Below are 12,501 nucleotides of genomic sequence, written 5' to 3'. Positions count from 1 at the left end.
TGGGCTTGGCTGCCGTGTTGCATTCGGCGATGGCGGCGTCGTCCAGCGACTGGCCGCGATAGTCGAAGGCGCTCAGCTCGCCAAGCTGGCCGGCCAGCTTGCGGCAGGCGCGCGCCACGGGCAGGGACCGAACCTTGGTCGTGGTGCAGAGGTCGTCCTTACAGCGCCAAACCGAGCCGTCCTGGATGAACTGTTCCATCGTGGTCGGCGTCTTCAGCTTCAGCGAGGCCCCTTCGCTGGCGGCGAAGGCGGGGCTGGCCGACAGGCCAGCGAGAAGAGCGCAGGCCATCAGGCCCGCGCGAGTGGCGGTACGCATTCCTTTAGTCTCCTATCCCCGCGCCGGATGGGAGTTCCGGCGCTCGAGCGCACGCGGCCCATAATGGCCGTCGGCTCGCAGACATGGTGCGTCTTTTTTGGAAACTAAGTCAACTGGCGAAGCGTGGCTGGCGCGCCAGCGACGTCGATTTCCCGATTCCAGCCGAGCAGAGCGGGGGTGACGTCCTCGGCCTTCTCGACCGCGCGCCAGGCGTCCAACAGGCTGGGCGGGGTAAGGCCCAGATCGACCGTGTGCCGGATCAGGGTGAAGAAGGGGTCCCAGAACCCGCCGGGGTTATGGAACACGATCGGCTTCTGGTGAAGATCTAAACGACGCCAAGATAGCAGTTCGACGATTTCTTCCAGCGTGCCGATGCCGCCTGGCAGCACGACGAAGCAGTCCGAGCGCTCGAACATCAGCATCTTGCGCTCATGCATCGTCTCGACGATCACTGTCTCGACGTCGTCGAAGGGCTGCTCGCGGCCTCGCAGGAAGCTTGGAATGATGCCGAGCACCGCGCCGCCGGCCTCGTGGGCCCCGCGCGCCGCCGCGCCCATCAACCCCACGCCGCCACCACCATAGACGAGCTTCAATCCCGCTGCGGCGAAGCTCTTTCCGATGGCGTGGGCGTCGGTCAGGTAGCTGGGATCGACCGTGTTGGATGATCCGCAATAGACGCAGACAGAGCCCAGACGGCTAGACTCGTTGGGCATCGTCGTCCACTCCACGCATAAGGCGAAAGGCGCGCGGGCTCGCGCGCCTTCGAACCGTTCTTATCTGAGGCCGCATGATCAGGATTCGCTTCTGGGGTTGCAAGCCGCCGATCGTCGCGGGGGGATTGGCCGCAGCCTTGCTGGCCGCCTGCGGGCCCAGCGCGCCCAAGCCCGCCGACGCGCGCGAGCGGGTTGATAGCGCTGAGGCCGGATACGTGGCTCCGCCCAGGGTCCAGAACATCCGGCGTGGCGGAGGTGGCGTCACCCTGTCCGGTCAGGGGAGCGCAGAAGCTGATGTTCGGCTGCGTTCTCCCGGCGGCGAGATCGTGTCGGGACGGACCGACCGCGAGGGGCGCTGGAGCTTGACGGTCGCGAACGCGCCCGGCGTGCGGCTGTTTGGTCTATCGACGACCCGCGAGGGGCGCACGGTACAGGCGGAAGGCTATGTCCTGGTCGCCGAGGGCGGCGATGTGGCGCTGCTGCGCGCGGGTGCGGGGGCCAAGCGCTTGGCGGATGGATCTCCGTCGCCGCGTATCCTGACGATCGACGTCGATCGCGAGGGCGGCGCGGTGGTGTCCGGTGTCGCCGCGCCGGGCGCGGGGCTCAACGTCCGGGTCGATCGCGTCACGCGCGGCGGCGGCCGGACCGACGATGAGGGACGGTTCTTCATCTCCCTCACCGATTCTCTGTCTCCCGGCGTCCACGACATCCAGGTGGCGGGCGAGGGGGGCGAGACGGCCGTGTCGATCGTGACCTCGCCGCCGCAGCCCTTGGTGACGGGGCCGGTGCGGGCCGAGCGTACGCCGCAAGGCTGGCGCGTCGACTGGATGACGCCCGGCGGCGGGGTCCAGACCACCCTGCTGATCGGCGGCGCGCGATGAGAGGCATGGGCGGCCCGCCTTCGCCAGGACGCGAGGCCGTTCCCGGCGCGATCGCCAAGGCCGATCAGCCCGTGCGCTTCTGGAGCGCCATGGGCGACCTCGTACGGCTGGTCTTGCGTTCGCGCGCTCCTGGACTCCGCTGGCGGGTCGCCGTCGCCCTGATCCTGACGCTGAGCGGCAAGGCCTTGGGCGTGCTGGCGCCGCTGATGCTGGGCAAGGCGGTCAATCAGCTGTCGGCCGGACAGAGTGCGGCCGTCGGCGTGACCTGGGCGTTCGCGGGGCTGGCGCTGGGCTGGGCCTTCATCCGGTTTGTCTCGGCCGCCGCGCCGCAAGTCCGCGATACGATCTTCACGCCCGTCGCCCAGGCGGCCCAGAACCGCGCGGCGGTGGAAACCTTCTCGCACGCCCTGTCGCTGTCGATCGACTTTCACCAGTCCAAGCGGACCGGCTCGCTGTCGCGGGTGATCGACCGGGGCGCGCGGTCGATGGACTTCCTGTTGCGTAGCCTGGCGTTCAACCTAGCCCCAACCGGCGTCGAGTTGATCATGGCCGCCATCGTGCTGGCCAAGGCCTATGACTGGAGGTTCGCGGCCATCGCGCTTGGGACGGTGGCGGTCTACGGCTACCTGACCTTCGCGATCTCGGACTGGCGCATCGGCCATCGCCGCGCGCTCAACGAGGCTGATGCGGAGGCCGCCGGTCGGGCCGTCGACGCCCTGCTGAACTACGAGACGGTCAAGTCGTTCGGCGCCGAGGATCGGGCCGTCGCCGGCTATGGCGGGGCGCTGGATCGCTATGGCGAGGCCCAGATCAAGGCCGCCAACTCGCTGAACCTGCTGAACCTGGTGCAGTCGGCCGTGATGAGTGTTGGCCTCGGCGGCATGGCGGTGCTGGCGGGCGCCGAGGCCGCCGCCGGCCGGATCGGTCCTGGGGACGTCACCGCGGCTATCCTGATCCTGATCAATCTCTACGCCCCGTTGAACATCCTGGGCTTCGCCTATCGCGAGATCCGTCAGTCGCTGATCGACATGGAGGCGATGATGGACCTGCGCCGTCAGACCGCCGACGTGGCCGACGCGCCCGACGCCATCGACCTGCCGCCCAGCGTTGATCAGCGGGGCGGGGCCGTGGCCTTCGAGAAGGTCTCCTTCCGGCATGGCGCGCGGTCGGAGGGGCTGGCGGACGTGTCTCTGACGATCGCGCCGGGGACGACGATGGCGATTGTCGGTCCCTCGGGCGCGGGTAAGACCACTCTGGTGCGGCTGGCGCTCAGGATGATTGATCCGCAGGCGGGCAGGATCACCCTGGACGGCCACGACCTGCGCGCGCTGACCCAGGCCTCGCTGCGCCGGGCGGTGGCGCTGGTGCCGCAGGACGTGGCGCTGTTCAACGATACCCTGGCGGCCAACATCGCCTTCGCCCGGCCAGAAGCGAGCGAGGCCGAGATCTGGGCGGCGGCCGAGGCGGCTGAACTCGGCGAGTTTATCCGCAACCTGCCCGACGGCATGGCCACCAAGGTCGGCGAGCGCGGCCTGAAGCTCTCCGGGGGCGAGCGTCAACGCGTCGGCATCGCCCGCGCTCTGCTGGCCCATCCGCGTGTGTTGATCCTGGACGAGGCCACGAGCGCGCTCGATAGCCGTACTGAGGCCGCCATCCAGACCACGCTGCGAAAGGCGAGGGCGGGGCGAACGACTCTTGTCGTGGCCCACCGCCTCTCGACCATCGCCGACGCCGACGAGATCGTGGTGCTGCGGCGGGGCAAGGTGGTCGAGCGCGGCCGCCATGCGGCTCTGCTCGACGCCGGCGGCGAGTACGCGGCTTTGTGGCGCCGCCAGACGCGAGACCGCCAGCCGGTTTAGGGTTCGCGATGCTACGTCGGGCGACTATATCCCCGGGGTTTCGAGAGGAGTTCCGCCTTGCGCTATCTGCACACCATGGTCCGCGTTCGCGATCTTGATGCCTCCCTGCGGTTCTATTGCGCGGGACTTGGCCTCCAGGAAGTGTCCCGGATGGAGAACGAGAAAGGCCGCTTCACGCTGGTTTTTCTGGCCGCGCCGGAGGACGTCGAGCTGGCCAAGGAGCGCAAGGCGCCGCTGGTCGAACTGACCTATAACTGGGACGACGAGGACTATCAGGGCGGCCGCAACTTCGGTCACCTGGCCTATCGCGTCGACGACATCTACGAGACCTGTCAGCGGCTGATGGACATGGGTGTGACGATCAACCGCCCGCCGCGCGACGGCCACATGGCGTTCGTTCGTTCGCCCGATGGCATCTCGGTCGAGCTGTTGCAGGACGGCAGCCTTCCACCCGCCGAGCCTTGGGCGTCCATGCCCAACACCGGCGCCTGGTAGGAGTCATATCAGTCGGGCGCGGGCCAGGTCTTCCAGCCGCCGGATGGGAGCGTCGGCGATAGCCTTCCAGATCACCCGCGCCAATTCTACGCGATAGGCGGTCTTGTAGCCCGTTACGAAGGGCGAGCGGGCAGCGCCGGGCGGCTCCTTGTTGAGGGCCTCGGCCAGAGCCTCGCGCACCTTGCGCGCCTGGGTGTCGAAGGCGCCAGGGCCGGGCAGGGAGATCAGGCGGTCGACCTCCAGTCCCGCATGCACGGCGGTTTCGACCATCACCGGCAGGGCGGACAGGTCGGACGGGGCGAACGCACGCATCTTGAAGCTCGGCTTCGTGGTGTTCGCGCCGATCTTTTCGTTGGTGAGTTCGAAATCCAAGATCGCGGCGACGCGGTTCAGCGTCTCTGGCCAGTGATCGTCAGCATTCGCCATTTACTTGTAGCCCCCTGGGGGCTCCCGATAGCCGGGTTCATTTGGCGAGGAAAGCACGCACAGCGAGAAGGCCACGTTTTGGGTAGGCTTTGGCCCTGGAAAAGCGGGCGCCAAGACGCCAAATCCCGATCGCTCTGCCCCGGAGCCGAACGCGAGGTTCAACGTATGCCGGACTTGTCCGTCTTTCCCATCACCCGTCGCTGGCCCGCCCAGCATCCCGACCGGATCCAGCTCTATTCGCTGCCGACGCCCAATGGCGTGAAGGTCTCGATCATGCTGGAAGAGACGGGGCTTCCGTACGAGCCGCACCTGATCAACATCATGGAGAACGAGACCTGGGGGCCGGAATTCCTGGCGCTGAACCCGAACGGCAAAATCCCCGCCATTCTCGATCCAAACGGCCCGGATGGGCGGCCGCTGGCGCTCTTCGAGTCCGGCGCGATCCTCGTCTATCTGGCCGAGAAGACCGGAATGTTCCTGCCGACTGATCCTGCCGCGCGGTACGAGACGCTGCAGTGGGTCTTCTTCCAGATGGCCGCCATCGGCCCGATGTTCGGCCAACTCGGCTTCTTTCATAAGTTCGCCGGCAAGGAGTACGAGGACAAGCGCCCGCGCGACCGTTACGTCGCCGAATCAAAGCGCCTGTTGGGTGTGCTCGAAGGGCGTCTGGCGAACCGCTCCTGGGTCATGGGCGACGACTACACGATCGCCGACATCGCCACCCTGGGCTGGGTCCGCAACCTGGTCGGTTTCTATGAGGCGGGTGACCTGGTCGACTACGCGGCTCTCAAGCATGTCCCGCGCTGGCTGGAGCAGGGCTTGGCGCGTCCGGCGGTGCGGCGCGGCCTCGACATCCCTAAGCGCGCCTGACCTTCGCGCTTGTGCGACCTTTTCGCTCGCGCGTTAAGAATTAGGATCTCGTTAACCATAATTGCCTGACCCTGGGCGCGTCTTCTTTGGAAGGCGCACCACCATCACTGACTTTCCACAGCCCGGTCTCGTACCGGGCTGTTTTTTTGGAACAAGGCGCTTGCATCGCCGCGGGTAGGCGGCTATCACGCGGCCTCTTCTGAGAGCGACCTGTTCCGCGGTAGCTCAGTGGTAGAGCAGCCGGCTGTTAACCGGCTGGTCGTAGGTTCGAATCCTACCCGCGGAGCCACTCTTTTCGGTCGCTTTTTTGGAAGCTTTCCAGTCTTAGAGATGTCGTCGCTCGCGTTGCCGAGACCGCGTGCATTTGTTTCAAAATCTAGCGATCTTCGCCGCTTGCATCGACTCCGCGCGGCGGCTATCACCCGCGCTCTCTTGAGAGCGACCTGTTCCGCGGTAGCTCAGTGGTAGAGCAGCCGGCTGTTAACCGGCTGGTCGTAGGTTCGAATCCTACCCGCGGAGCCACTTCCCCGTCATTTGCAGTTTGGATCTTTAGTTTTCCGCGCGAGGCGGATCGGCGCGTCACAGCGCGCGCGAAGTCCGAGCCTGTCTTCGTGTAAGTGGCGCGATCAGATGCTCAGGCGAATGCAAACGGGGCCTCCAATGGCGTTGAAGGCCCCTCGCTCCAGCTAGATTGTATGTGTCTCTATCGCTGACTATTGCGCCGACGTTTGACGCGAGAGACGCGCCAGGCGCTCCTCCCGATCGCGACGCTCGCGCTCCAGGCGAAGGTCTCGCCTGTGCCGCCGCCAGCGGCCATAGGCCTTGCGCGCCGCCGTGTTGAGGCGCGGCAGGAAATAGATCACAACGAGCGCGGCGATCGCGCCCACGATCACGACATTCGCGTTAGACATGGCAGCAACCTCACGAAGCCGAAACGTTCGGGCTTCCCCCCTTTAGGTGAACACCAATGGTAGAGCTATCTTTACCATAAACCGTAGCGGATCAATCGCTGTTGCACGACAAACGCAACGGGGCGCCCCAAACGCGGTATTTTTGGTCTTTCCTTGATACGCTCAGGTTTCGTTGGCGCTTTTAAGGCCGTTTGGAACAGCCTTTATGCGAGCCCGCGCCACGCGATCGCATTGCGTTCGGATCATCGGCGGACCTATAAGCCTGCTCGAAAGTCCAAGTCCTTCGAGGGATTCCATGAGCACCGACTTCGCCGCCGCGCGGCTGAACATGGTCGAGAGCCAGATTCGCACCGCCGACGTCACCGACCTGCCGCTGCAGGACGCCCTACGGGTGACGCCGCGCGAGGCGGTGGTCCCCGCCGCGAAGGCCTACCTGGCCTATGCCGACGCCGACGTCGAGTATGCGCCGGGCCGCTGGCTGCTGCGTCCGCGTGAAGTGGGCAAGCTGCTGCAAAACCTGAAGCCTCGCGAGGGCGAGAAGGCTCTGGCGATCGCCGCGCCCTACGCCGCCGCTGTGCTGGAAAACATGGGCCTGTCGGTCACGCGTCTGGAAGGCGATGATCTGAAGGCCGTGTCCGGTGCCGACTACGACGTCATCATCTGCGAAGGCGCCGTGGCCGTCGCGCCGAAGGCCTGGCAGGACGCCCTGGCCGTCGGCGGCCGCCTGGGCGTGATCGAGCGCACTGGTCCGGTCGGCCGCGCCGCCATCTATGTCCGCGCCGAGGATGGCGTGGGTCGTCGCCAAGCCTTTGACGCCTCGCCGCCGATACTGGCCGGTTTCGAGGTCGAGGCCGGCTTCAGCTTCTGAAGCTCGCGGTCACGCGGACGGGCGTCGCAACGCCTGCGTGAAAAAAGCTTAACTAGCGACGGCTGGCGGTCCGACTTACACGCCTCATAGTGTGGTACGCGAGCTTCGCGTGATTGGGGATAGAACCTAGATGTCGAACCGTCGACGGGCCGGATTGCTGGCCGCCGCTTGCAGCGCCGGCCTGATGGCGGGCGTGTTTTTCGTCGCCCCCCTTTCGACGGCTAGGGCTGAAACCCTGGCTGACGCGATCGCCCTGGCCTACCAGACCAATCCGACGCTGCAGCAGCAGCGCGCCAGCACCCGGATCACCGACGAGGGCGTTGTCCAGGCCAAGACCAGCTTCCGCCCGACGATCGGCGGCGAGCTTGACGTCACCGGCTCGAAGACGAGCCCCGACACCGGCGCCGACGTGAAGGCGTCGGGCAGCGGCGCGACGCTCTCGATCAGCCAGCCACTCTATACGGGCGGTCGCGCCAGCGCCAATCTGAGCGCCGCCGAGGCCGATGTGCTGGCCGCGCGCGAGAACCTCCGCTCGGTCGAGCAAAGCGTTCTGGCCACCGTCGTCCAGGCCTATGTCGACGTCCGCCGCGACCAGGAGCGCCTGCGTATCGCCAAGGAGAACGTCGCGGTCTTGCAGCGCCAGCTCGACGAATCCAATGCTCGCTTCGAAGTGGGCGAGATCACCCGCACCGACGTCGCCCAGTCCCAAGCCCGCCTCGCCGCGGCCAAGGCCGCTCTGTCGTCGGCCCAGGCCCAACTGGAAGTCAGCCGCGCGGCCTACGCCGCCGTGGTGGGGCAGACGCCGGGCGAACTGGCGCCGGAGCCGAGCCTGGCTACCGTGCTGCCCGCGTCGGTCGACCAGGCCTTCGAGGCCGCCCAGACCGCCAATCCCGGCGTGACCTCGGCGCGCTACGCCGAAGAGGCCGCCGCCGCTCGCGTCGCCGTGGCCAAGGCTGGCTATCGCCCCACGGTCTCGGCCCGCGCGTCGCTGGGCTACGCCGCCGACAAGCGTTCGGGCGTCGGCAGCCAGTTCGACGACTACGACCGCACCGTCTCGGGCGCGATCACCGCCTCGATCCCGATCTTCACCGGCGGCCTGGTGACCTCGCAGGTCCGCGCCGCCACCGAACGCGAGAACGCCGCTCGCAGCGCCACCGAAGGCGCCAAGCGCACCGCCATTCAGCAGGTCTCCAACGCCTGGAGCAACCTCCTGGCCTCGCGCGCCAACCTGGTGTCGAACGAGGAGCAGGTTCGCGCCACGCGGATCGCCTTCGAAGGCGTTCGCCAGGAGCAGCAGGTCGGTCTGCGCACCACGCTGGACGTTCTGAACGCCCAGCTGGAACTGTCCAACGCCGAACTCGCCTTGGTGGGCGCCCGTCGCGACGAATATGTCGCCAGCGCCGTGGTGCTTCAGGCCATGGGGCAGCTGGGCGTTGATAAGCTAGCGACAGGCGTGGCGGCGTATGACCCCAAAGCGTCCTACAGCCGGGTCACGCACAGCGTCGGCTGGGTTCCGTGGGAGCCGGTCGTGCAAGCCGTCGACAAGGTGGGCGCGCCGTCCGTGAAAGCTCAAAGTGGGGCAAAGTAGACGGGGATACCCCGCGTCGTTTCCGCCCATAGCTTATCCTTAAGCTTGCTTAACTTGCTCAAGTCTGCACCATCGCGGTTTAACGCGCCCTAAGGCGTGTAGAGATTCGTATTTCTTACGACGGCCCCCGCACATGTCCGATCAGAGCTCTCAAGAACCTACGATGGAGGAGATCCTCGCCTCCATCCGACGCATCATCTCCGAAGATGACGCGCCGGCGGAGCCTGCGGCCGAGGAAGCTCCTGCGGCTGAGGCTGAGGTTGAGCCTGAGCCGCTTCCGGAGCTTGAGCCCGAGCCGGCGCCGGACTTTGGCGGCGACGCCGAGGATGTGCTTGAGCTGACGGATCCGATCGCGCCTGAGGCTGAGGCCCCGCTTGAGACGGTGGGTGACATCGACGTTTACTCGCCGCCGCCGGCGGAGCCCGAGCCGGCGATGCAAGCACCGCCGGCCGCCGAAACCTTCAACCGCGAAGAGGCCGTCGACAACCTGGTGGGCGAGACCGCCGCGTCCGCCGCCGCCTCTGCGTTCGGCAGCCTGAGCTCGGCCCTGCTGATGCCCAAGGACGGCCGCACGCTGGAGGATGTCGTACGCGAGCTTCTTCGCCCGCTGCTCAAGGAGTGGCTGGACCAGAACCTGCCGCGCATCGTCGAGACCAAGGTCGAGGAAGAAGTCCAGCGGATCGCGCGCGGCCGCCCCTAGACATCTTCCGAAATCCGAAAATCGAGGCGGTCGCCATGGCGGCCGCCTTTTTCGTTGCGAATTACCCCACAAATCCTGGTCCCGCCGGTTCCCCGCGCGGGCCGCAGATGGCATATCCCCACCGCCATGCTCGATAAGACCTTCGATCCCAAATCCGTCGAACCCCGCCTGTACGCCGCCTGGGAGGCCTCGGGGGCCTTCAAGCCCAGCGAGGACCCGAACGCCGAGTCGTTCGTGATCGTGATCCCGCCGCCGAACGTGACGGGCTCGCTACATATCGGTCACGCGCTGAACAATACGCTGCAGGACGTGCTGACGCGCTTCCACCGCATGCGCGGCAAGGCCGCCTTGTGGCTGCCGGGCACCGACCACGCGGGCATCGCCACCCAGATGGTCGTCGAGCGCCAGCTGGCCGCCGCCGGCAATGTCGGTCGCCGCGACATGGGCCGCGAAGCCTTCGTCGACAAGGTCTGGGAATGGAAGGCCGAGAGCGGCGGGGCCATCACCAACCAGCTGCGCCGGCTGGGCGCTAGCTGCGACTGGTCGCGCGAGCGCTTCACCCTGGACGAGGGCCTTTCGGCCGCCGTCCGCAAGGTGTTCGTCCAGCTCTACAAGCAGAACCTGCTCTATCGCGACAAGCGCCTGGTCAACTGGGACCCGCAGTTTCAGACCGCCATCTCCGACCTCGAGGTCGAGCAGAAGGAGGTCGACGGCGCCTATTGGCACTTCGCCTATCCGCTGGCCGACGGCGTGACCTATCAGCACCCGATCGCCTTCGACGAGGACGGCAAGGTCACCGAGTTCGAGACCCGCGACTACATCGTCGTGGCCACCACGCGGCCTGAGACCATGCTGGGCGACACCGGCGTCGCGGTTCACCCCGACGACGAGCGCTACAAGGGCCTGGTCGGCAAGTTCGTGACCCTGCCGATCGTCGGCCGCCGCATCCCGATCGTCGCCGACGACTACGCCGACCCGACCAAGGGCTCGGGCGCGGTGAAGATCACCCCGGCCCACGACTTCAACGACTTCGGGGTCGGCAAGCGCGCCGGGCTGGAAGCCATCAACATCCTGACCGTCGAGGCCAAGCTGAACGAGGCCGTTCCGGCCGAGTATGTCGGCCTGGACCGCTTCGTCGCGCGCAAGGCCATCGTCGCCCGCGCCGAGGAAGAGGGCTGGCTGAAGGAGATCGAGAAGACCAAGCACATGGTCCCGCACGGCGACCGTTCGGGCGTGGTCATCGAGCCCTTCCTGACAGACCAGTGGTACGTCGACGCCAAGACCCTGGCCCAGCCGGCGCTGAAGGCGGTCGAGAGCGGCGAGACGGTCTTCGAACCCAAGCACTGGGAAAAGACCTACTTCGAATGGCTGCGCAACATCGAGCCGTGGTGCGTCTCGCGCCAGCTCTGGTGGGGCCACCGCATCCCGGCGTGGTTCGGGCCGGACGGCTCGATCTTCGTCGAGGAGACCGAGGAAGCCGCCTACGCCGCCGCCCGCGCGCAGTTCGGCCCCGACGTCCAGCTGAAACAGGACGAAGACGTTCTCGACACCTGGTTCAGCTCGGCCCTGTGGCCGTTCTCGACCCTGGGCTGGCCCGAGAAGACCGCCGACCTGGAGCGTTTCTACCCGACCAGCACCCTGGTCACGGGCTTCGACATCATCTTCTTCTGGGTCGCCCGGATGATGATGATGGGCATCCACTTCATGGGCGAAGCCCCGTTCAAGCAGGTGTTCATCAACGCCCTCGTCCGTGACGAGAAGGGGGCCAAGATGAGCAAGTCCAAGGGCAACGTGATGGATCCCTTGATCCTGATCGACGAGCTGGGCTGCGACGCGGTGCGCTTCACCCTCACGGCCATGTCGGGCCAGGCGCGCGACATCAAGCTGAGCAAGCAGCGCATCGAGGGCTATCGCAACTTCGGCACCAAGCTGTGGAACGCCTCGCGCTTTGCTCAGATGAACGAGTGCGTCCGCGTCGAAGGCTTCGATCCCGCGACCGTCCAGCAGCCGATCAACAAGTGGATCCGCGGCGAGACGGTCAAGACCGTCGCCGAGGTGACCAAGGCCCTGGAGGCCCCGTCGTTCGACGAGGCGGCCGGCGCTCTGTACCGCTTCGTCTGGAACGTCTTCTGCGACTGGTACCTGGAGCTGGCCAAGCCGATCCTGAACGGCGATGACGCCGCCGCCAAGGCCGAGACCCGCGCCACCGCCGCCTGGGCGCTGGACGTGATCCTGAAGCTGCTGCACCCGGTGATGCCGTTCATCACCGAGGAGCTGTGGCAGAAGACCGCCGAATTCGTCGGCCCGGCCCGCGAGAGCATGCTGATCTCGGCCCAGTGGCCGGAGCTGCCGGAAAGCTGGATCGACGCCGAGGCCGAGGCCGAGATCGGCTGGCTGGTCGAGACCGTGGGCGAGATCCGCTCGATCCGCGCCGAGATGAATGTGCCGCCGTCGGCTAAACCGGCGCTGGCCGTGGTTGGCGCGGGTCCCGAGACCAAGGCGCGTCTGGCTCGTCACCGCGACCTGCTGCTGACGCTCGCGCGCCTCGACAGCGCCCGCGAGGCCGACGCCGCGCCGGCCGGCTCGATCCCGATCGTGATGGGCGAGGCGACCGGCGCGCTCGGTATCGCCGACTTCATCGACCTGGCCGCCGAGAAGGCCCGCCTGACCAAGGACATCGCCGGCCACGTCGGCGAAATCGAGAAGGTCAACAAGAAGCTCGGCAACCCCGACTTCCTGGCCCGGGCTAAGGAAGAGGTGGTCGAGGAGAACCGCGAGCGTCTCGCCGAAGCCGAAGCCGCCAAGGCCAAGCTGGAAGCCGCGCTCAGCCGGCTGGCGTCGGTGGGGTAGGGGCGTCCAAGTTGCTCCCTCGCG

At 66.8% G+C, this 12,501-nt stretch carries 12 protein-coding genes and 2 tRNA genes; 10 read left to right on the top strand and 4 right to left on the bottom strand.

What is annotated here, in order from left to right; all coding sequences use genetic code 11:
- On the bottom strand, positions 1-316 hold a 316-nt coding region (locus CSW59_RS10070), incomplete at its 3' end, for a hypothetical protein (protein ID WP_099443917.1).
- A 104-nt stretch (positions 317-420) separates the two neighbouring features.
- Positions 421-1,029 (bottom strand): TIGR00730 family Rossman fold protein, encoded by a 609-nt coding sequence (locus CSW59_RS10065; protein WP_099443916.1) that lies wholly within the window; start codon positions 1,027-1,029, stop codon positions 421-423.
- 74 nt (positions 1,030-1,103) lie between these two features.
- On the opposite strand from CSW59_RS10065, the gene CSW59_RS10060 reads away from it, so the two are divergent.
- Genes CSW59_RS10060 through CSW59_RS10050 form a run of 3 tightly spaced genes read left to right on the top strand, consistent with a single transcriptional unit; the run spans position 1,104 to position 4,264 of the window.
- A complete protein-coding gene (locus CSW59_RS10060; protein WP_099443915.1) occupies positions 1,104-1,910 on the top strand; it encodes a hypothetical protein in 807 nt (268 codons plus the stop codon).
- Positions 1,841-3,769 (top strand): ABC transporter ATP-binding protein/permease, encoded by a 1,929-nt coding sequence (locus CSW59_RS10055; RefSeq protein WP_099443914.1) that lies wholly within the window; start codon positions 1,841-1,843, stop codon positions 3,767-3,769. Before CSW59_RS10060 ends, CSW59_RS10055 begins: the two co-directional genes overlap by 70 nt.
- 57 nt (positions 3,770-3,826) lie before the next feature.
- Positions 3,827-4,264, top strand: coding sequence for a VOC family protein (locus CSW59_RS10050; protein ID WP_099443913.1), 438 nt, complete (start codon positions 3,827-3,829; stop codon positions 4,262-4,264).
- Positions 4,265-4,267: 3 nt separating this feature from the next.
- Here the strand turns inward: CSW59_RS10050 and CSW59_RS10045 are convergent, their stop codons facing one another.
- Positions 4,268-4,690: a hypothetical protein gene (locus CSW59_RS10045; protein ID WP_099443912.1), complete on the bottom strand. Its 423-nt coding sequence runs from the start codon at positions 4,688-4,690 to the stop codon at positions 4,268-4,270.
- Between the two features lie 165 nt (positions 4,691-4,855).
- On the opposite strand from CSW59_RS10045, the gene CSW59_RS10040 reads away from it, so the two are divergent.
- The 3 genes from CSW59_RS10040 to CSW59_RS10030 all read left to right on the top strand — a co-directional run bounded on the left by CSW59_RS10040 (position 4,856) and on the right by CSW59_RS10030 (position 6,082).
- Entirely contained in the window at positions 4,856-5,560 is a 705-nt protein-coding gene (locus CSW59_RS10040; RefSeq protein WP_099443911.1) for a glutathione S-transferase N-terminal domain-containing protein, read from the top strand.
- A 214-nt stretch (positions 5,561-5,774) separates the two neighbouring features.
- Positions 5,775-5,849 (top strand) — tRNA-Asn (locus CSW59_RS10035).
- A 158-nt stretch (positions 5,850-6,007) separates the two neighbouring features.
- Positions 6,008-6,082, top strand: a tRNA-Asn gene (locus tag CSW59_RS10030).
- Positions 6,083-6,273: 191 nt separating this feature from the next.
- Here the strand turns inward: CSW59_RS10030 and CSW59_RS10025 are convergent.
- On the bottom strand, positions 6,274-6,471 hold the full coding sequence (locus CSW59_RS10025; protein ID WP_099443910.1) for a hypothetical protein: 198 nt from the start codon (positions 6,469-6,471) through the stop codon (positions 6,274-6,276).
- A 295-nt stretch (positions 6,472-6,766) separates the two neighbouring features.
- Here CSW59_RS10025 and CSW59_RS10020 point away from each other — a divergent pair, with 295 nt between their 5' ends.
- From CSW59_RS10020 to CSW59_RS10005, 4 genes are all read left to right on the top strand, one after another.
- Complete coding sequence (locus tag CSW59_RS10020; protein WP_099443909.1) at positions 6,767-7,339, top strand: protein-L-isoaspartate O-methyltransferase; 573 nt, start codon at positions 6,767-6,769, stop codon at positions 7,337-7,339.
- A gap of 130 nt (positions 7,340-7,469) precedes the next feature.
- Entirely contained in the window at positions 7,470-8,927 is a 1,458-nt protein-coding gene (locus CSW59_RS10015; protein WP_099443908.1) for a TolC family outer membrane protein, read from the top strand.
- A gap of 133 nt (positions 8,928-9,060) precedes the next feature.
- A complete protein-coding gene (locus CSW59_RS10010; protein ID WP_099443907.1) occupies positions 9,061-9,627 on the top strand; it encodes a DUF2497 domain-containing protein in 567 nt (188 codons plus the stop codon).
- Positions 9,628-9,753: 126 nt separating this feature from the next.
- Positions 9,754-12,477, top strand: coding sequence for a valine--tRNA ligase (locus CSW59_RS10005; RefSeq protein ID WP_099443906.1), 2,724 nt, complete (start codon positions 9,754-9,756; stop codon positions 12,475-12,477).
- The last annotated feature ends 24 nt before the right edge of the window (positions 12,478-12,501 follow it).

Origin of the sequence: Caulobacter sp. BP25, from assembly GCF_002737755.1 — a bacterium.
Classification (GTDB): domain Bacteria; phylum Pseudomonadota; class Alphaproteobacteria; order Caulobacterales; family Caulobacteraceae; genus Caulobacter.
The sequence above is the reverse complement of the archived record's forward strand: the minus strand, read 5'-3'. Positions and strand labels throughout refer to the sequence as shown.

Bases quoted from the DNA above. Each gene is read 5' to 3' on its own strand.
- CSW59_RS10010 (WP_099443907.1), top strand. From the start codon at position 9,061: ATGTCCGATCAGAGCTCTCAAGAACCTACGATGGAGGAGATCCTCGCC.
- CSW59_RS10040 (WP_099443911.1), top strand. From the start codon at position 4,856: ATGCCGGACTTGTCCGTCTTTCCCATCACCCGTCGCTGGCCCGCCCAG.
- CSW59_RS10025 (WP_099443910.1), bottom strand. From the start codon at position 6,471: ATGTCTAACGCGAATGTCGTGATCGTGGGCGCGATCGCCGCGCTCGTT.
- CSW59_RS10060 (WP_099443915.1), top strand. From the start codon at position 1,104: ATGATCAGGATTCGCTTCTGGGGTTGCAAGCCGCCGATCGTCGCGGGG.
- CSW59_RS10065 (WP_099443916.1), bottom strand. From the start codon at position 1,029: ATGCCCAACGAGTCTAGCCGTCTGGGCTCTGTCTGCGTCTATTGCGGA.
- CSW59_RS10045 (WP_099443912.1), bottom strand. From the start codon at position 4,690: ATGGCGAATGCTGACGATCACTGGCCAGAGACGCTGAACCGCGTCGCC.
- CSW59_RS10020 (WP_099443909.1), top strand. From the start codon at position 6,767: ATGAGCACCGACTTCGCCGCCGCGCGGCTGAACATGGTCGAGAGCCAG.
- CSW59_RS10015 (WP_099443908.1), top strand. From the start codon at position 7,470: ATGTCGAACCGTCGACGGGCCGGATTGCTGGCCGCCGCTTGCAGCGCC.
- CSW59_RS10005 (WP_099443906.1), top strand. From the start codon at position 9,754: ATGCTCGATAAGACCTTCGATCCCAAATCCGTCGAACCCCGCCTGTAC.